Source organism: Pseudomonas oryzihabitans (assembly GCF_032027545.1).
Classification (GTDB): Bacteria; Pseudomonadota; Gammaproteobacteria; order Pseudomonadales; family Pseudomonadaceae; genus Chryseomonas; species Chryseomonas oryzihabitans_F.
In genome coordinates, this window is record NZ_JAVSJB010000001.1 from 82,217 (window position 1) to 99,625 (window position 17,409).

Genomic DNA, 17,409 nt, shown 5'->3' on the forward strand with positions numbered 1-17,409 from the left:
CCAAAGCGGAGTCATAAGCCCAACCTGCTGTTTGCCGCAGGCCGCTAAATTCGAGGTGCCCGTCATGATCCCCATCATTCCACCCCTTGGTGTGACCCCGCCGAACCAGTTGGACCCGGCCCCGGTACGCCCACCCGTGGCCCCGGTGGCACCCGTGGAACCGGCGGCCGAGACGGCCCATGCCCCCCTGGAAGACGAGGCCACCCTGGATCGCGAGGCCCGCCGGCGGCGCCGTCAGCGCGAAGCCCTGCGCCAGGGCCTCGGTGCCGAGCGCGCCCAGGTGCTGGAAGAGCCCGAGCAGGTGGGCGCCCAGGTGGATCTGCGCGTCTAGCCCATGGTCGGTATTCCCGAGCTGGACGACGCCGAGTTGGACTTCCACCCCCAGTGGCTACCGCCGGAACGAGCCGACGCCTGGCTGCAGCGGCTGGAGGCCGAAACCCCCTGGACCCAGCCGCAGGTGCGGGTGTTCAACCGCTGGCACCCGGTGCCGCGGCAGGTCGCCTGGTACGCCGATCCCGGGGTAGTCTACGGCTACGCCGGCCTGGACCACGCGGCCTTGCCCTGGACACCCTTGCTGGAGGAGATCCGCGCGGCGGTCGAGGCGGCCTGCGGCCAGGCCTTCAATGGTGTGCTGCTCAATCGCTACGGCGATGGCCAGGACTCCATGGGCTGGCACAGCGATGACGAGACCAGTCTCGGCGCCAATCCACTGATCGCCTCGCTAAACCTGGGCGCTGCGCGGCGCTTCGACTTTCGCCGCAAGGGCACCAGCCGCATCGGCCATTCCCTGGAACTCGGGCACGGCAGCCTGCTGGTCATGGCCGGCGCGACCCAGCATCATTGGCAGCATCAGATCGCCAAGACCCGCAGAGCCAGCGGGCTGCGGCTGAATCTCACCTTTCGCCGGATAGTGACATGAGCGACGACAGCAATCTCATCGACTTCACCACCGAACGCGGCAAGCGCATCCACGACCTCAAGGAGCGCCGCCTGCAGGAGGTCCGTTCGGCCTTCGAGCAGGCGCTGCCGCTGGCCAAGGCCAAGAAGAAAAAGCGCAAGCCGAAGAAGAGCTAGGGGTACTACCGTTCGTCGGGTTTCGCCCTTGAAATTTTTTGGCGAATTCCTATCTAGGTTCGTGCGGGATGCCGAAGTCGGGTCCCGCAGGCAATACCGAAACTTGCTGAACCTATCAGGAGATTCACCATGAGCAACGTACTATCCCTGGCTCCGCTGTTCCGTCATTCCGTCGGCTTCGACCGGTTCAACGACCTGTTCGAATCCGCGCTGCGCAACGACGCTGGCAGCTCCTATCCACCCTACAACGTCGAGAAGCACGGTGACGACCAGTATCGCATCGTGATCGCCGCCGCCGGTCTCCAGGAGGATGACCTGGAAATCGAAGTCGAGCGTGGCGTGCTCACCGTCAAGGGTGGCCGGCGCGAAAACAGCGCCGAGAGCGTGACCTTCCTGCACCAAGGCATCGCCCAACGTGCCTTCAAGCTGTCCTTCCGCCTCGCCGACCATATCGAGGTGAAAGGCGCCGATCTCAAGCATGGCCTGCTGAGCATCGAGTTGGTACGGGTGGTCCCGGAAGAAGCCAAGCCCAAGCGCATCGCCATTGCCGGCCAGCGCCCGGCCCTGGACCACTGATCGTCCAGGCGTCCTGCCAAGGAAAGCCCCAGCCCCGTGCTGGGGCTTCTTCGTTTGGGGCAGCCCTCACCCCGGCCCTCTCCCAAGGGGAGAGGGGGCGCCAATGGCGAGCCTGGCGTAGCGTGGAAAGCCGCGCAGCGTTTCCACGTGGAGGCTGCCCGCGAAAGCCGTTGCGGCGGGCTATTTCTCAAGCTCAGGGGCATGCCGCCCTGGATGCGGCCCCAGGGCTCGCTGCGGACAGTCCCGCCACTGCTTGTCACCCAGGCTCTCGGTGAATTCCGGATGCAGCGGGTAGTGCAGCCGATTGTCCGGACGACTCATATCACCCACCACCAGCAATTCCACCGGCTCGTCGGTCTCGTTGATGAAGGTGTGGGCGACGCCGTCGCCGGCCTTGAAACCCACACCGTCACCCGGCTTGAGTCGATGGGCATGGCCGTCGATCCAGGCGGTGGGGTGGCCTGAGATCACGTAGATGAATTCGTCCTCGGTAGCTTCCGCGTGGGGCCGCGAGGTGCGGCGGCCGGGTGGTAGCAGCTCGTGATGGATGCCCAGGCGAGCGAAGCCGAAGTGGCGGCCGAAGGCGGCGCCCAGGGAAAAGCACTCGTCGCTGTCCGGATAGCCGGGGCCTTCGGGAGCCTGGAGCCGGGACCAGTGGACGATCTTGTCGAAATCTTTCCGGGATTGCATGGGGTGCTGCGCCTCGCGGGAAAATAGCTCAAGCTTAGCCGCTTGGGCGGATGCTGCCGCCTCAGGTATCCATCGGTGCAGGAACGCGATGCCCAGACTGTCCAGACAACTCCTCGCGCTGCTGAGCCTGGCGCTGCTCGGTGGCTGCTCGCCAAGCGACACGCCGATCAACAGCCCGTACCGCGCCGGGGCCGAGGGTCAGAATACCCTCTATACCGCCTTCACCACCCGTTCGCCGAAGTACCTCGATCCGGCCAGTTCCTATTCTGGCGACGAGACCAACTTCACCTACAACATCTATGAGCCGCTCTACGGCTACCACTATTTCAAACGACCCTACGAGCTGATCCCGCGTGGCGCCGAGCGGGTGGTCGCGCCCTATTACCTGGACGCCCAGGGCCGGCGGCTGCCGGACGATGCGCCGCCGGAACGGATCGCCCAGAGCGTCTACGACATCCCTATCCGCCGGGACGCCCGCTACGCGCCCCATCCGGCCTTCGCCCGCGATGCCCAGGGCAATTATCGTTACTTCCCGATCAAGCCCGAGGATCTGGCCGATCGTTACCAGATTCCCGACTTCCCCGAGACCGACAGCCGCGCCCTGACCGCCGCCGACTACGCCTATGGCCTGCGCCGGCTGGCCAGTCCACGCCTGGTCTCACCCAGCTACGCCATCTTCGCCGAGCACCTGGTCGGCATGCAGGCCTTCGGCGATGGCCTGCGCGCCGCCGACAAGGCCCTGCGGGCCAACCTGCCCAAGGGCGCGCCGCTACCCTGGCTGGACCTGCGCCAGGGCGACCTGCCCGGCGTTGAGGTGCTGGATGACCACACCCTGAGGCTGCGGGTGATCGGCAAGTATCCCCAGTTCAACTATTGGCTGGCCATGACCTTCGCCGCGCCGGTGCCCTGGGAGGCGGAGCGCTTCTACAGCCAGCCCGGCATGGCGGAGCACAATCTCAGCCTCAACAGCTGGCCGGTAGGCACCGGGCCCTATCGCCTGGCCGAGTCCATTCCCAACCGTCGCCACGTGCTGGAGCGCAATCCCAACTATCACGCCGATCCCTATCCTTGCGAGGGTGAGCCCGGTGATCGCGAACAGGGCCGGCTGGACGACTGCGGCCAGCCCATGCCCCTGATCGACCGGGCGGTGTTCAGCCTGGAAAAGGAAGGCGTGCCGCTGATGGGCAAGTTCATCCAGGGCTACTACGACGCCCCCCAGATCGAGCGCGGCGAATACGGCGTGGCCCTGCGCACCCGTGCCGGCGACTCGGCCGATTCCGCCGAACTCTATCGCGAGCGCGGTCTCAAGCTGCCCACGGCGGTGGAGGCCTCCAACTGGTACCTGGGCTTCAACTGGCTGGACCCGGTGGTGGGGCAGGGCGCCACGCCCGATCAGCAGGAGCGCAATCGCAAGTTGCGCCAGGCGCTGTCCATCGCCTTCGACTGGGAGAGCTACATCACCGTCTTCCTCAACGGTAACGGCCTGGTCGCCAACGGGCCGCTGCCGCCTGGAGTGCTGGGCTACGAGGCGCCCCCCGCGGGTAGCAACCCGGTGGTCTATAAGCTGGTGGATGGCAAGCCCGAGCGGCGGCCCATCGAAGAGGCCAGACGCCTGCTCGCCGAAGCCGGCTATCCCGACGGTCGCGACGCCAAGAGCGGCCGGCCGCTGATCCTGCAGTACGATGCCCAGAGCAGTGGCGACAGTGCCATGTTCGACTGGATGCGCCAGCAGACCGCCAAGCTGGGCATCCAGCTGGAATTGCGCGGCACCGACTACAACAGATTCCAGGACAAGATGCGCAAGGGCGCGGCGCAGCTGTTCTTCTGGGGCTGGAATGCGGACTATCCCGATGCCGAGAACTTCCTCTTCCTCTTCTACGGACTCCAGGGCAAGGCCAAGCATGGCGGCGAAAATGCCGGCAATTACAGCAACCCCGAGTTCGACCGGCTGTTCGAACAGATGAAGAGTCTCGACGACGGTCCGGAAAAGGTCGCTCTGATCCGGCGCATGGTGGCCATCGTGCAGCAGGACGCGCCCTGGCTGTTCGGTTGGAATCCGCTCTCCGGGGGGGCCTACCAACAGTGGGTCTACAACGCCAAACCGACCCAGATGGTGCGCGACCAACTGCGCTACTTGCGCCTGGACCCGGCCCTGCGCGAGCGCAAGGTGCTGGAGTGGAACCAGCCGGTGCTCTGGCCGCTGTGGTTGCTGTTGGGGCTGGCACTGCTGCTGGTGTGGCCGGCCTGGCACATCCTCAAACGCCGTGAGCGGCAGACCGCCTTTGGCAGTTCGGCAGGGGAGGAACGGCCATGATCGGCTATCTGCTGCGGCGCCTGGCCTATGGTGTGCTCATCCTGATCGGCGTGAATCTGCTGACCTTCGTGCTGTTCTTCACCGTCAACACCCCGGACGACATGGCGCGCCTGGCCATCGGCGGCAAGTACGTCACCGCCGAGGCCATCGAGGATTGGAAGGCGGAGCACGGCTACGACAAGCCGCTGCTCATCAATACCACCCGTGCAGGGGTGGAGAGTTTCACCGATACGCTCTTCTTCGAGCGGTCGGTCAGCCTACTGATGTTCGACTTCGGCACCTCCGATAGCGGCCGCGACATCGGCCGGGAGATCGCCGAGCGCGCCGGGCCGAGCCTGGCGCTGGCCCTGCCGACCTTCATCCTTGGCTTGGTGGCCAGCGTCGGCTTCGCCCTGCTGCTGGTGTTCTTCCGCGCCACGCGCCTGGACTTCTGGGGCGTGGTGCTCTGCGTGCTGCTGCTGTCGATCTCTTCGCTGTTCTACATCATCGCTGGCCAGTGGCTGTTCGCGAAGATCCTGCGCCTGGTGCCCTATTCCGGCTACGAGGAGGGTTGGAACCTGCTGCGCTTCCTGGTGCTGCCGGTGCTGGTGGCGGTGATTTCCGGGCTGGGCAGCCAGGCGCGCTTCTATCGCGCGCTGTTCCTCGAGGAGATCGGCAAGGACTATGTGCGCACCGCTCGCGCCAAGGGCCTGGCCGAGCGCCAGGTGCTGTTGCGCCATGTACTGCGCAATGCGGCGCTGCCGATCCTCACCGGGGTGGTCTCGGCCATTCCGCTGCTGATCATGGGCAGCCTGATCGCCGAGTCCTTCTTCGGCATCCCGGGCCTGGGTAGCTACACCATCGACGCCATCAACGGCCAGGACTTCGCCGTGGTGCGCACCATGGTGTTCCTGGGCTCGGTGCTCTACATCATTGGGCTGATCCTGGCGGACCTGTCCTACACCCTCGCCGATCCGCGCGTCCGTTTCGAGTAGCTGCCATGCCGACCTTCGTCTTGCTCTGGACCGATCTCGCCCTCTACCTGCTGGTGGCCGGTACCCTGGTCTACGCCTGGCGTGCCCGCCGCCAACCCGCCTTGCGTGCCAGTTGGCGCCGGGTGTTGCAGGATGCGCCGGCGATGAGCGCGGCCGTGGTGCTGGCCAGCTTCGTCGCTATCGCCCTGCTGGATTCGGTGCATTATCGACCGCAATTGCCGCCCGTGCCCGGGGCCACGGCGCCGGTCTATTCCCCCACGGTGCTCTCGGCCCTGGATGGCCTGCTGGCCGACACCAGCCTTACCCAGCGCGAGAAGACCTATTCCGCGCCGCTCGCTACCCACCAGTTCACCAAGGAAACCCTGGGCACCACCGCCGACGGCAAGCCACTGCGGGACTTCCCGCGCCTCAAGCATGCCGGCACCACCCTGGGCGATCCCGCGAGCGAATGGCGGGGCGACGTGTTGCGGCGCCTGGCGCTGGGCCTGCTCGGCGGGCTTGCCGTCGCCCTGGCCAGCGCTGCCCTGGCGGCGGCCCGGCTGCGCGAGGCCGGTAGCTTCACTGCACGCTGCGGGCTCATCCTCCGTGGCCATGCCGCCACGCCCTGGCGCGCCATCCTGCTGACCTGGCTGGGCGTCTGCCTGGTGACCGGCAGCGTGATCGGCCTGGCCAGTGGTTACCACGTACTGGGCACCGACAGCACCGGCAACGATGTCCTCTATCAGTCGCTCAAGAGCATCCGCACCGCCTTCGTCATCGGCAGCCTGACCACCCTCGCCATGCTGCCGCCGGCCATCGGCTTCGGCCTGGCCGCCGGGTACTTCAAGGGCCGGGTGGATGACGTCATCACCTACCTCTACACCACCCTGACCTCCATTCCCGGGGTGCTGCTGGTGGCCGCCTGCGTGCTGATGATGCAGGTGTTTATCGACCGCCACCCCGAGTTGTTCGACACCGGCGCGGCGCGGGCCGACCTGCGCCTCTTCATGCTCTGCCTGATCCTCGGCCTCACCGGCTGGGCCGGCCTCTGCCGCCTGCTGCGCGCCGAGGCGCTCAAGTTGCGCGAGCTGGAATATGTGCAGGCGGCGCGGGCCTTCGGTGTTTCCCATTTCACCATCCTGCGCCGGCATCTGCTGCCCAACGTCTTCTACCTGGTGCTCATCACCCTGACCCTGGAATTCTCCAGCCTGGTGCTCTACGAGGCGGTGCTGTCCTACCTGGGCATCGGCGTCGACCCGACCATGAATTCCTTCGGCTCCATGATCAACGACGCCCGCACCGAGATGTCGCGAACGCCGATGATCTGGTGGAATCTGCTCAGCGCCTTCGCCTTCATGCTGGCCCTGGTGCTGGCGGCCAATCTGTTCGCCGATGCGGTACGCGACGCCTTCGATCCGCGCAGTCGCCGCTTGCGCTCGGCCTGGCTCCGACGCCGCCCTGGCCAGGGTGAGGTGCAGCCATGAAGCCGGTGCTGGAGATTCGCGACCTGGAGATCCTGGTCGACGGCGAGGAGGGTACCCGCCAGGCGGTCAAGGGCCTGGCCCTGGCAATCGCCCAAGGGGAGACCTTTGCCCTGGTGGGCGAATCCGGCAGCGGCAAGAGCGTCACGGCGCTTTCGCTGCTGCGGCTGCTGCCCCCGTCGCTGGGCATCACCCAGGGCGCGGCGCTACTGGCCGGTACCGATCTGCACCGTCTGCCGGAGCGCCGTCTGCGCGAACTGCGCGGTGGGCGCATCGGCACCATCTTCCAGGAGCCCGCCACCAGCCTGAATCCGGTGATGCGCGTCGGTGAGCAGATCGAGGAGACGCTGCGTGCCCACACCCCGCTGCGCGGCGCCGCCGTTCGTGCCAAGGTGGTGGAGTGGTTGCGCCGGGTCGGTATCCCCGAGCCGGAGCGGCGAATCGACGACTATCCCTTCCAGTTCTCCGGTGGCCAGAAGCAACGCATCATGATCGCCCTGGCGTTGGCCGCCGAACCGGACCTGCTGATCGCCGACGAGCCCACCACGGCGCTGGACGTCACCGTCCAGGCGCAGATCCTCAACCTGCTCGCCGATATCCAGCGCGAATTGGGCATGGCCATCCTGCTGATCACCCATGACCTGGCCGTGGTGCGCCAGGTGGCCCATCACGTGGCCCTGATGCGCCATGGCGAGATCGTCGAGAGCGCCCCGGCAGCCGAGTTCTTCAGGGCGCCCCGGCATCCCTATGCCCGAGAGTTGTTCGCCGCCATCCCCACCTTCGCCAAGCGTGGTCAGAGCCTGGCCGGTACGCCGCGTACCTTGCCCGAGCGGCGGCCGGGTGAGCGGCTGCTGGAGGTGTGCGAACTGGCGGTACACTATCCGATCCGCCGTGGCGCCTGGGGGCGGACCCGCGACTGGGTCAAGGCAGTGGATGGCGTGACCTTCGACCTGCACGCCGGCGAGACCCTGGCGCTGCTGGGTGAATCCGGCTGCGGCAAGACCACCACCGGCAAGGCGCTGCTGCGGCTGCTCGACGGTCCACGCATCCAGGGCAGCGCTCATCTCGGTGGCGAGGATTTGCTCAGCGCCGATAGACGCACCCTGCAACGGCTGCGGCGGCAGATCCAGATCGTCTTCCAGGACCCCTTCGCCTCCCTCGATCCGCGCATGCGCATCGGCGCCACCCTGGAGCAGGGGCTGCTGGCCCTGCGCCCGGAGCTGGACGCTACCGAGCGCCAGCGCCGTGCCGCCGTCCTGGTGGAGCGGGTCGGCCTGCCGGGTGACACCCTGCAGCGCTTTCCCCATGAGTTCTCCGGCGGCCAGCGCCAGCGCATCGCCATCGCCCGGGCGCTGATCGTCGAACCCCAGGTGCTGGTTTGCGACGAACCCACCTCGGCGCTGGACGTCTCGGTGCAGGCGCAGATCCTCGATCTCCTGCGCGAACTCCAGGCGGAGATGGGCCTGGCCTATCTGTTCATCACCCATAACTTCGGCGTCGTCGAATACCTGGCCGACCGTATTGCGGTCATGGACGGCGGCCGCATCGTCGAGCAGGGCAGTGCCGAGCAAATGCTGCGTGCTCCCCACCATGCCATGACCCAGCGCCTGCTGGCCGCCGTGCCGCGGTTCGATGTCGGGACCATACCTTGAACTTTCCGCCGCGCATCGCCCTGGCCGATTTCGACCTGGTCTGGCCGCAGCCTCGCCTGGCCGCGGCCTTCGCCGAAGCGCTGAACTGGAGCTATGCCGAGCACCGCCGCTTCCTTGGCTGGGCCCGCGAACAGACCACCGTCGCCCAGGCCCGCGATAGCCTGCTCGCCGCCCGTGGTGCCTTCACCCTGGCCCAAGGCGAGAAACGTTACTTCCTGGTCCGTGGCGAGGAGTTGCTCGGTTGCCTGGGGCTCACACCGCTGGACGGCGGACGGCGCTATGAGATCGGCTATTGGATGCACAGCCTGCATACCGGCCAGGGCATCATGACCGCTGCGCTGCGGCATTTCGTCGAACAGCGTGGACCAGCGGGCCTCTATCTCACCACCTCGGCTGCCAATATTCCCAGCCAACGGCTGGCTGAGCGGGTCGGTTTCCGGCGGGTGCGGATAGTGCAAGATGATCGCGAGAGCCCCGACGGCGGACGTTGCGCGACCTGGGTCTACGAACTTCCACCGGACACCCCGCGATGAGCAGCCTGAGCGTGCCCCTGCAGTATCCTCCTCGCTTCGCGGTGACCGAGGCGGTGGAGCTGATCGACCTGACCCTGGCCGATCCCGCTGCCGTGGCCGACTACTACCGGCGCAATCGCCTGCATCTGGCGCAATCGATGCCACGGCGCTCCGAGGCTTTCTACACCCTGGCGCAATGGCAGGGGCAGGGGGCAGCCTATCGCGCGGGTGGACCAGGGCTGAGCGAATTGCGCCTGGTCCTGCGCGCGGGACCTCTGGTGATAGGCACGGTGAATTTCAGCCAGATCGTGCGTGGCGGCTTCCAGGCCTGCTACCTGGGCTACGGCCTGGACGAGACCTGGCAGGGGCTCGGGCTGATGCGCACTGCCGTCCGCCTGGGGCGGGACTTCGTCATCGAGCACCTTGGCCTGAATCGCATCATGGCCAACCACCTGCCGGAGAACGCCCGCAGTGCCCACCTGCTGACGAGCCTTGGCTTCGAACGCGAGGGGCTGGCGCGCCGTTACCTGGAGATCGATGGCGTCTGGCGGGATCACGTGCTCACCAGCTATGTCCGTCCCGCCCCCTGAATGAAAACCGGCGGCACCTGGCCGCCGGACTTCCCTCAGACCCTGTTCTAAGTCTCGCGAGCTAGAGACAAGCAAGGCGAAAAGGCCTGAGGAAGCGGAGTTTACGAGTGGTAAATGAGCATTCCGAAGGCCTTTTCAACGCAGTTGGCCGACGCGCAGCAGGCTTTGAATAGGGTCTCAGACCCGCGCCGCGGTGACCGCCGCCGAGCCCCAGGTAGTGCGCCAGCGGCGCTTGACGCTGAGTAGGCCGAACCAGGCGAGGATACCCAGGGCGGCGAACAGCCAGAGGCCGAGCTGGTAGTCACCGGTGGCCTGCTTGACCGCGCCCAGGCCGGCGGTGAGGGCGAAACCGCCGATACCGCCCGCCATGCCGATCAGGCCGGTCATGACGCCGATTTCCTTGCGGAAGCGCTGGGGCACCAGCTGGAACACCGAGCCGTTGCCGGCGCCCAGGCTGAGCATGGCGACCACGAACAGGGCCAGGGCGGCCATGGCGCTGGGCAGGTGGAAGCCCACCGCGGCGATGCAGATGGCGGCCACGGTATACATGCCGAGCAGGGCGCGGATGCCACCGATACGGTCAGCCAGGGCGCCCCCCAGGGGACGCATCAGGCTGCCGCCGAAGACGCAGGCCGCGGTGTAGTAGCCGGCCACCACCGGATCCAGTCCGTACTGGTCGTGGAAGTAGCCGGGCAGGGTGCTGGCCAGGCCCAGGAAGCCGCCGAAGGTCACGCTGTAGAAGAACATGAACCACCAGCTGTCGCGATCACCCAGGGCGCGGGCGTAGTCGCCCAGGGTCTTGGGCGCCGGCCGCTCCGGGGCATTGCGGGCGCAGAGCACGAAGACCACCAGGGTCAATACCAGCGGGACCAGGGCGAAGCCGAACACATTGGTCCAGCCGAAGGCCTTGGCCAGGGCCGGGGCGAAGAGGGCAGCGAACACCGTGCCGGAGTTGCCGGCCCCGGCGATGCCCAGGGCCTTGCCCTGGTGCTGCGGCGGATACCACTGGGACGCCAGCGGCAGTGCCACGGCGAAGGAGGCGCCGGCGAAACCGAGGAACAGGCCCAGCAGCAGGGTCTGCTCGTAGCTGTGCACGCCGAGTTGCCAGGCCACCAGCAGCGCCAGGATCACCACCACCTGGCCGATGATGCCGGCGGTCTTGGGCGACAGCCGGTCGGCGACGAAGCCGAGGATCAGCCGCAATACCGCACCCGCGAGGATGGGCGTGGCGACCATCATGCTGCGTTGCTGGGTGGTCAGCTGCAGGTCGGTGGCGATCTGCACCGCCATCGGGCCGAGCACGTACCAGACCATGAAACTCAGGTCGAAGTAGAGGAAGGCGGCGAACAGGGTCGGCGCATGGCCGGCTTTCCAGAAACTGGGACTCATGGGGCACCTCGGGCACATCGCAGGCATGAAAAAGGCGCCAGTCACCCGCCCCGTTGCCGGGAGGTGAACTGACGCCTTTGTCGGTTGAGGTGACCGCCGTTGGCCACCGCTACCGGATGCTTTGCAAGAGCGACGCCAAGTTACTTAGGAAGCTGTTCACGATCTCGCGAGCTAGAGCTAAACGAGGCCTAGGCGGCCCCGCGAAAATAGCTGGGGAAACGGAGTTTGCGAGAGGTAAATGAGTATTCCGAAGTCATTTTCAACGCCGTTTGGGCGATGTGCAGCAGATCGTGAACAGGTTCTAAGCCCGCTGGTCGCTGGACTTCATGGCACTGGCAGCGTTCAGCCAAGACAAGTGCTGCACAATGATCGGGCGCTGCCGCCGGAGGTTGCCCTCTATTGGCGCTTTGTAGAGCAGCGGGGCCTTCGCCACGAAGCCCCGATGGAAAGGCTGCGGACCGACTGTCACGCCTCGGTGCCTGCTGAAAGGCCCTTATCGCGGCCATGGGCCGCTCCTACGAATGAGGTCGAGACCTGTAGGAGCGGCCCATGGCCGCGATAGGCCCCTAGCTGCACGATAATGGCCACCTAGTGTGGAGAACGGCGCTCCTACGGCCTTTCCAGGTATTACTTGGCGTACTTGGTCTGCAGCGCCTTGGCTTGCTTCAGGTGATGCTCCAGCGCCGGCAGCGTCTTCTCGGCGAAGGCCTTCAGCTCGGCATCCTTGCCGGTCTGGGCTTCGCTGCGGAAGATCGCGATGGTCTGCTCGTGGGCCACGACCTGGTTGTTGGCATAGGAGCGGTCGAAGGAGTCATCGCGTACCTGCAGGATCATGGCCTTGGCCTTGTCCATCAGCTCGGCGTCGCTGGAAACCTCCAGCTTCTTCTGCTGGGCCAGGCTCTTCAGTTGCTCGTTGGCCTTGGTGTGGTCATCGATCATCTGCTGGGCGAAGGTCTTGATGTCCTGGGACTGGCTCTTGTCCAGCGCCAGCTTGCCCGCTTCGATTTCAGCGATGCCCTTGGCCGAGGCGTCGTCGACGAACTGGGCCGGGGAGAGCTTGTCGGCGGCCTGGGCCAGACTGGCACCGGCGGCCAGCAGGATGGCGAGGGACAGGCTGGAGGCTTTCTTCAGCATGGGCGTCATGGGGGTGCTCCTGATTTCTCGGCAGAATGAAAGGCGGCACCTCCGGGTGTCCGCCATTGCAAATGGGACCTGCCTAAAAAGTCATACGTTCCCTTGGGGAGCCCCTGAAAGCCGCGTCAGCCGCGGCTTACGCTTGAGCGAAACGCCTCGTAGGCGTCGAAATCGAAGCGCGTGGCCGAGACGATCTGGCTCTGCTTCAGGGTCAGGTAGATGTCCTTGCCCTTGTCGGCGTAGTGGGTGGTGAAGGTCACCCAGAGTTTGTCCTTGTCGCGGTAGCCACTCATGATCGGCTTGATGCAGACGTCCTGGTCTGCCCCTTCCGTTTCGCTCGGCTCGCCCAGCGTAGTGATGCGACCGACGTACACCTTGCGCTCCTCCAGGGTGAGCATCAGAGTCTCCTTGTTGATGGAGGCGGTCATCAGCAGGTCATCCAGCGGGCTGTCCTTGAGGATGCCGGCGAGGATGAAGGTGCGGTAGTTGTCTTCCGTCAGGCCATACTTGCGCAGGATGGTGAAGCGCGCCAATGCCGCCCAGGCACTGGGGACGACCAGTGCGGTCACCGTCACCAGCAGGATCCAGGCGGCTTGCAGCGGATCGTCCAAGGTGCCGGTACGGCGCAGGAGTTCGGCGAGGCCAGTGAAATAGTCGAGCGAGAAGTGCCAACCGCCCAGCGACCAGATGCGCTCCTGCAGGAGCTGGGCGATGCCCAGGTGAAGGGCGACGGCGAGCAGCGTGCAAAAAAGACCGAAGCGAGCGCTTTGTAAGTAGAGGTACTGGCCCTCGTAGCGATGCAGGCGATAGAAGTAGAGCGGATGTTTGTGACAGACCAGAAAGCCGCTGACCAGGATGGGCAGGAGCAGCAGCAGGAACATCAGAGTTCGATGAGGCGCCGGGCGCGGGCCAGGTCTTCCTTGAACTCGGGGGAGTCGAAGACTTCCGCTGGATCGATGCGCACGGTACCGCGACCGACGACGCGCATGGATTTGTAGGAATTGTTGATGCTCGCGGCCAGCTTGAGCTCGTCCGCGGAGGGCGATTTGAGCAGGTTGAACAGGCCTTTTAGCATGACGATATCCCGGGGATGCACTAGGCGCTTATAGCTTGGAACACCAGAACCGGCAAGAATTCGCCGCGCCGCCGGTCGCCGGCGCGGCGGGGCTTCACGCCGATTCGATCCCGGACTTACGGGTCGCAGCCTTGGGCAGCAGGCCATCGGTGCGGAACATCTGCTTGATGCCGCGCACGGCCTGGCGGATGCGGTCCTGGTTCTCGATCAGGGCGAAGCGCACATGGTCGTCGCCGTAGTCGCCGAAGCCCAACCCCGGCGAGACGCAGACCTTGGCCTCGGCCAGCAGCTTCTTGGCGAATTCCAGCGACCCCAGGTGGGCATAGGGCTCGGGAATCTTCGCCCAGACGTACATGGAGGCCTTGGGATTCTGCACCATCCAGCCGGCTTCGTGCAGGCCACGCACCAGCACGTCGCGGCGCTGCTGGTACTGCTGAGCGATATCGCGCACGCACTGCTGGTCACCTTCCAGGGCGGCGATGGCCGCCACCTGCAGGGGGGTGAAGGTGCCATAGTCGTGATAGCTCTTGATCCGCGCCAGTGCGGCGACCAGTTCGGGATTGCCGACCATGAAGCCGATCCGCCAGCCGGCCATGTTGTAGCTCTTGGACAGGGTGAAGAATTCCACCGCGATGTCCTTGGCCCCAGGCACCTGCATGATGGAGGGCGCCTGCCAGCCGTCGAAGACGATGTCGGCATAGGCCAGGTCGTGCACCACCAGCACGTTGTAGCGCTTGGCCAGTTCCACCACGCGCTCGAAGAAATCCAGCTCCACGCACTGGGCGGTGGGGTTGGAGGGGAAGCCGAGGATCATCATCTTCGGCTTGGGAATGCTCTCGCGGATGGCTCTTTCCAGTTCGGCGAAGAAGTCCATGCCCTGCACCAGGGGCACCGAGCGCACCTGGGCGCCAGCGATCACCGCACCGTAGATGTGGATCGGATAACTCGGATTGGGCACCAGCACGGTATCGCCGGCATCCAGGGTGGCCAGCATCAGGTGCGCCAAACCTTCCTTGGAGCCGATGGTGACGATGGCTTCGCTGTCGGCATCGATTTCCACCTGGTAGCGGTCGCGGTACCAGTGGGAGATGGCGCGACGCAGGCGGGGGATGCCCTTGGAGCTGGAATAGCCGTGGGTGTCTTCGCGCTGGGCGACCTGGCAGAGTTTCTCGACGATGTGCGGCGGAGTGGGTCCGTCGGGATTGCCCATGGACAGGTCGATGATGTCCTCACCGCGACGGCGCGCGGCCATCTTGAGTTCGGCGGTGATGTTGAAGACGTAGGGGGGCAGGCGATCGATGCGCGCAAAGCGGCGCACGGGACTGGAGTCAGTCATGCGTTCCTCGAAGTACGTAAGCGCCCGGAACCGTCCGAGCGACGTGGGTCACAGGAGGTGACCTGCCGCGGACATTAGCCGCAGGTCGCTGCGCTTGTCGAGGAAAAAATCGAGCGGAGCGCTCAGCTCGTGCCGAGCGCCCCGGCCACTATCAGAGCGATGGGTTGCCCTGCAGTACGGCGACTTCCAGACGTGCCTGCTGGCGCACCTTGTCCTGATGCTCCTTGATCATGCCGGGGATGAGGAAGGCATCGACCAGGCACCAGATGCCGGTCACGATCCAGGGGATGAAAAAGGTGACCCAACCGATCAACCAGAGCACCAGCATGACGCAGGCGCTGCCATTGTGGCCGAGGTAGAAGCGATGACCGCCGAGTATGCCGAGGAAGAACCAGATGACATAGGCGGCCCCGGTGGATTTGCGCGCGTTGGCGACCTTTTGTTCGACCAGCATTTCGGCTTGCAGCGAGCTCATGGGCATAAGTCCTTTTGGTTGAGCGAGTCCGTGGAGGGCGGATTTTGACACTCTTCTCCGTCCCCTGCCACGTGCCCGAACTGGCGTCCCTGCCGCTATTGTCTGGCGTTCAGATCATTGGTCACTCAGAGCCTGTTCACGATCTCGCGAGCTAGAGCCAAACAAGGCGAAAAGGCCTGAGGAAGCGGAGTTTACGAGTGGTAAATGAGCATTCCGAAGGGCTTTTCAACGCCGTTTGGCCGACGCGCAGCAGATCGTGAACAGGTTCTCAGGGCTGATGAATGGCTTCCAGCAGATCCAACCGTTGCCACTGGGCATGCGCCGGGTCCAGGCCCAGTTCGGCGACGCCGTGGGGCTTGGCCAGGCGTTTTTGCGCGGTGGTGGCGTCGAGTCCCGGGGCCATGGCCACGGCCATGACCGGGGCGTTTTCGGGGACCTGGACCGGCTGGGTGGCGGCAGCGGCAGTGGGCAGGCCGTAGGTCAGAGTGTAATGATTGAAGGCGAAGGCCGCGCGGCTGTTCCAGGGGTCCTGATCGGCCGGGGTGCTCGCGGCGCACTGGGCCAGCGCCACACCGCAGGCCTTGGTCAGCGCCGTGCGCAGTTGCTCCCGCGCTTCGTCGAACAGGCGGCGGTAGGCCGGATCGGCCAGGTAGTGGGAGACGTTGTACTGGGCGATCATGCGTCCGCCGATGACGTCCAGCGGATAGTGCACCCCGAGCACCTGCCGGGAGTAGCCGTAGCCGGCACCGCGGGCAATCAGCGCCGGGGCCCGCTCGGGCAGCATGGCGGCGAGCAGCAGGGTATCGGTGTAGCCCACGGTGCTATGGCCGCTGGGGAAGGCGCCGGCCGAGGCGACATAGGGTTTGCCATCGCCCACCACCACGCGATCCGGCACCAGGGTCACCGGTTTGTCCGGCAGCAGGAAGGGACGTGGATAATCGAAGTACTTCTTGGCCGGCGCAGTGCTCACCTCCGACGCCTTGATCAGGGCGGCGGCCTTGCCCAGGTCGCCACGCTCGTAGGTGTCGAGAAAGGCCTGGCCCAGGCGCGGTCCCAGGGCGTCGGCGAGGTAGTAGAGGAAGGCGATACCGTCGGCGTCGAGCACCGCGCGATCCTGCAGCACTGGTGAGGCGCTGTGATTGATGCGGGCGACGGTAGCGGTACTGGCCGCCAGCAGGCTGGCGGGCACCTGGCGGAAACCTTCCAGCACCTGGATGTCGGCCTGCTGCAACTGCTCCTTGGCAAAGTCGTAGCCCTGGGCGGTCAGCCAGGTGTCGTCCGCCAGGGGCGCGTCCTGGTGGACGTGCTCGATGCCCTTCTGGTCGAAGGGCTGGGCGGATTGGCGCAGACGCTGCACCAGCAGTTCCCGTTGACGCTGTTCCAGCTGGGCGAAGGGTCCAGTCTTGCCGGCCCGCTCCAGGTTGGTGAGGAAGGCCTGGGGTTGGGTGCTGGCCGCCTGGGTCATGGGCGTGAGCAGCAGCCCGCAGGCAAGGGCGAGGATGGCAAGGCGCATGCTAGGGCTCTCCGGGAGAATTTGCTCCAGTCTCCGCGGCGCTGATTGCCAGAATGTTACAGAGTGTGTCAGCCCAGTAATTCGCTCATGGCGATGATCTGGTCGGCTACCTGGATCAGCTTCTGCTGCTTGCTCATGGCCTGGCGGCGCATCAGGGTGTAGGCCTCGTCCTCGCTGCAGCCGCGCATCTTCATCAGCAAGCCCTTGGCCTGGTCGATCTTCTTGCGCTCCAGCAACTGCTGCTCACGGGCCTGGAGTTCGGCGCGCAGGGCCTGGTCGGTTTCGAAACGCGCCCGGGCCACGTCGATGATGGCCTGCAGGCGGCTGGTCTGGATGCCCTCGACGATATAGGCGCTCACCCCGGACTGGATGGCCCGGCGCATCACCTGGGGATCGTGCTCGTCGGTGAACATGACAATGGGCCGGGGCTGGTCGCGGGTGACCAGGCAGACCTGCTCCATGACGTCGCGGCCGGGGGATTGGGTATCGAACAGGATGACGTCCGGCCGCAAGGCCTCGATGCGCGTCGGTAGGTCGATGGTCAGGCCGGACTCCTCGATGACGTCGAAGCCGGCTTCGATCAGTGCGGTCTTCAGCCGCCCGACCTTCTTGGGGGTATCGTCGATGAGCAGGATGCGCAAGGTC

At 65.7% G+C, this 17,409-nt stretch carries 19 protein-coding genes; 10 read left to right on the forward strand and 9 right to left on the reverse strand.

Annotated features, from left to right (window positions below; translation table 11 throughout):
- The first annotated feature begins 64 nt into the window (after positions 1–64).
- The 4 genes from RND78_RS00375 to RND78_RS00390 all read left to right on the forward strand — a co-directional run bounded on the left by RND78_RS00375 (position 65) and on the right by RND78_RS00390 (position 1,650).
- Positions 65–331: an aspartate-semialdehyde dehydrogenase gene (locus tag RND78_RS00375; protein ID WP_312725093.1), complete on the forward strand. Its 267-nt coding sequence runs from the start codon at positions 65–67 to the stop codon at positions 329–331.
- 3 nt (positions 332–334) lie between these two features.
- Positions 335–919: an alpha-ketoglutarate-dependent dioxygenase AlkB gene (locus RND78_RS00380; protein ID WP_312725095.1), complete on the forward strand. Its 585-nt coding sequence runs from the start codon at positions 335–337 to the stop codon at positions 917–919.
- A complete protein-coding gene (locus RND78_RS00385) occupies positions 916–1,074 on the forward strand; it encodes a hypothetical protein (RefSeq protein WP_312725096.1) in 159 nt (52 codons plus the stop codon). Before RND78_RS00380 ends, RND78_RS00385 begins: the two co-directional genes overlap by 4 nt.
- Before the next feature lie 129 nt (positions 1,075–1,203).
- Entirely contained in the window at positions 1,204–1,650 is a 447-nt protein-coding gene (locus RND78_RS00390; RefSeq protein ID WP_059227389.1) for an Hsp20 family protein, read from the forward strand.
- Between the two features lie 180 nt (positions 1,651–1,830).
- Here RND78_RS00390 and RND78_RS00395 read toward each other — a convergent pair whose 3' ends face one another.
- A complete protein-coding gene (locus tag RND78_RS00395) occupies positions 1,831–2,340 on the reverse strand; it encodes a cupin domain-containing protein (RefSeq protein WP_312725099.1) in 510 nt (169 codons plus the stop codon).
- An 88-nt stretch (positions 2,341–2,428) separates the two neighbouring features.
- On the opposite strand from RND78_RS00395, the gene RND78_RS00400 reads away from it, so the two are divergent.
- The 6 genes from RND78_RS00400 to RND78_RS00425 are packed head-to-tail and all read left to right on the forward strand — an operon-like array spanning position 2,429 to position 9,842.
- A complete protein-coding gene (locus RND78_RS00400) occupies positions 2,429–4,654 on the forward strand; it encodes an ABC transporter substrate-binding protein (RefSeq protein ID WP_312725101.1) in 2,226 nt (741 codons plus the stop codon).
- On the forward strand, positions 4,651–5,628 hold the full coding sequence (locus tag RND78_RS00405) for an ABC transporter permease (RefSeq protein WP_312725104.1): 978 nt from the start codon (positions 4,651–4,653) through the stop codon (positions 5,626–5,628). The genes RND78_RS00400 and RND78_RS00405 overlap by 4 nt, the downstream gene beginning before the upstream one ends.
- A gap of 5 nt (positions 5,629–5,633) precedes the next feature.
- Positions 5,634–7,091 (forward strand): ABC transporter permease, encoded by a 1,458-nt coding sequence (locus RND78_RS00410; RefSeq protein ID WP_312725105.1) that lies wholly within the window; start codon positions 5,634–5,636, stop codon positions 7,089–7,091.
- Entirely contained in the window at positions 7,088–8,740 is a 1,653-nt protein-coding gene (locus tag RND78_RS00415) for a dipeptide ABC transporter ATP-binding protein (RefSeq protein ID WP_312725107.1), read from the forward strand. Before RND78_RS00410 ends, RND78_RS00415 begins: the two co-directional genes overlap by 4 nt.
- A complete protein-coding gene (locus tag RND78_RS00420; protein ID WP_312725109.1) occupies positions 8,737–9,273 on the forward strand; it encodes a GNAT family N-acetyltransferase in 537 nt (178 codons plus the stop codon). Before RND78_RS00415 ends, RND78_RS00420 begins: the two co-directional genes overlap by 4 nt.
- Positions 9,270–9,842, forward strand: a complete 573-nt coding sequence (locus RND78_RS00425) for a GNAT family N-acetyltransferase (RefSeq protein WP_312725111.1) — start codon at positions 9,270–9,272, stop codon at positions 9,840–9,842. Before RND78_RS00420 ends, RND78_RS00425 begins: the two co-directional genes overlap by 4 nt.
- 177 nt (positions 9,843–10,019) lie before the next feature.
- On the opposite strand, the gene RND78_RS00430 is transcribed toward RND78_RS00425, so the two are convergent.
- The 8 genes from RND78_RS00430 to RND78_RS00465 all read right to left on the reverse strand — a co-directional run bounded on the left by RND78_RS00430 (position 10,020) and on the right by RND78_RS00465 (position 17,405).
- Positions 10,020–11,231 (reverse strand): nitrate/nitrite transporter, encoded by a 1,212-nt coding sequence (locus tag RND78_RS00430; RefSeq protein ID WP_312725113.1) that lies wholly within the window; start codon positions 11,229–11,231, stop codon positions 10,020–10,022.
- Between the two features lie 627 nt (positions 11,232–11,858).
- Complete coding sequence (locus RND78_RS00435; RefSeq protein WP_312725115.1) at positions 11,859–12,374, reverse strand: DUF4142 domain-containing protein; 516 nt, start codon at positions 12,372–12,374, stop codon at positions 11,859–11,861.
- Between the two features lie 116 nt (positions 12,375–12,490).
- Positions 12,491–13,246 carry a hypothetical protein gene (locus RND78_RS00440; RefSeq protein ID WP_312725117.1) on the reverse strand — a complete coding sequence of 252 codons (756 nt, stop codon included), beginning with the start codon at positions 13,244–13,246 and terminating at the stop codon, positions 12,491–12,493.
- Entirely contained in the window at positions 13,246–13,440 is a 195-nt protein-coding gene (locus tag RND78_RS00445) for a hypothetical protein (RefSeq protein ID WP_312725119.1), read from the reverse strand. Before RND78_RS00445 ends, RND78_RS00440 begins: the two co-directional genes overlap by 1 nt.
- A gap of 94 nt (positions 13,441–13,534) precedes the next feature.
- On the reverse strand, positions 13,535–14,776 hold the full coding sequence (gene alaC / locus RND78_RS00450; protein WP_312725121.1) for an alanine transaminase: 1,242 nt from the start codon (positions 14,774–14,776) through the stop codon (positions 13,535–13,537).
- Between the two features lie 151 nt (positions 14,777–14,927).
- Entirely contained in the window at positions 14,928–15,251 is a 324-nt protein-coding gene (locus RND78_RS00455) for a TM2 domain-containing protein (RefSeq protein ID WP_312725123.1), read from the reverse strand.
- A gap of 268 nt (positions 15,252–15,519) precedes the next feature.
- Positions 15,520–16,764, reverse strand: coding sequence for a phosphatase PAP2 family protein (locus RND78_RS00460; protein WP_312725125.1), 1,245 nt, complete (start codon positions 16,762–16,764; stop codon positions 15,520–15,522).
- Between the two features lie 68 nt (positions 16,765–16,832).
- Complete coding sequence (locus RND78_RS00465; RefSeq protein WP_312725127.1) at positions 16,833–17,405, reverse strand: ANTAR domain-containing response regulator; 573 nt, start codon at positions 17,403–17,405, stop codon at positions 16,833–16,835.
- Between the last annotated feature and the right edge of the window lie 4 nt (positions 17,406–17,409).

Coding starts and splice junctions, on each gene's coding strand:
- RND78_RS00375 (WP_312725093.1), top strand. CDS start 65: ATGATCCCCATCATTCCACCCCTTGGTGTGACCCCGCCGAACCAGTTG.
- RND78_RS00380 (WP_312725095.1), top strand. CDS start 335: ATGGTCGGTATTCCCGAGCTGGACGACGCCGAGTTGGACTTCCACCCC.
- RND78_RS00385 (WP_312725096.1), top strand. CDS start 916: ATGAGCGACGACAGCAATCTCATCGACTTCACCACCGAACGCGGCAAG.
- RND78_RS00390 (WP_059227389.1), top strand. CDS start 1,204: ATGAGCAACGTACTATCCCTGGCTCCGCTGTTCCGTCATTCCGTCGGC.
- RND78_RS00395 (WP_312725099.1), bottom strand. CDS start 2,340: ATGCAATCCCGGAAAGATTTCGACAAGATCGTCCACTGGTCCCGGCTC.
- RND78_RS00400 (WP_312725101.1), top strand. CDS start 2,429: ATGCCCAGACTGTCCAGACAACTCCTCGCGCTGCTGAGCCTGGCGCTG.
- RND78_RS00405 (WP_312725104.1), top strand. CDS start 4,651: ATGATCGGCTATCTGCTGCGGCGCCTGGCCTATGGTGTGCTCATCCTG.
- RND78_RS00410 (WP_312725105.1), top strand. CDS start 5,634: ATGCCGACCTTCGTCTTGCTCTGGACCGATCTCGCCCTCTACCTGCTG.
- RND78_RS00415 (WP_312725107.1), top strand. CDS start 7,088: ATGAAGCCGGTGCTGGAGATTCGCGACCTGGAGATCCTGGTCGACGGC.
- RND78_RS00425 (WP_312725111.1), top strand. CDS start 9,270: ATGAGCAGCCTGAGCGTGCCCCTGCAGTATCCTCCTCGCTTCGCGGTG.
- RND78_RS00430 (WP_312725113.1), bottom strand. CDS start 11,231: ATGAGTCCCAGTTTCTGGAAAGCCGGCCATGCGCCGACCCTGTTCGCC.
- RND78_RS00435 (WP_312725115.1), bottom strand. CDS start 12,374: ATGACGCCCATGCTGAAGAAAGCCTCCAGCCTGTCCCTCGCCATCCTG.
- RND78_RS00440 (WP_312725117.1), bottom strand. CDS start 13,246: ATGTTCCTGCTGCTGCTCCTGCCCATCCTGGTCAGCGGCTTTCTGGTC.
- RND78_RS00445 (WP_312725119.1), bottom strand. CDS start 13,440: ATGCTAAAAGGCCTGTTCAACCTGCTCAAATCGCCCTCCGCGGACGAG.
- alaC (WP_312725121.1), bottom strand. CDS start 14,776: ATGACTGACTCCAGTCCCGTGCGCCGCTTTGCGCGCATCGATCGCCTG.
- RND78_RS00455 (WP_312725123.1), bottom strand. CDS start 15,251: ATGAGCTCGCTGCAAGCCGAAATGCTGGTCGAACAAAAGGTCGCCAAC.
- RND78_RS00460 (WP_312725125.1), bottom strand. CDS start 16,764: ATGCGCCTTGCCATCCTCGCCCTTGCCTGCGGGCTGCTGCTCACGCCC.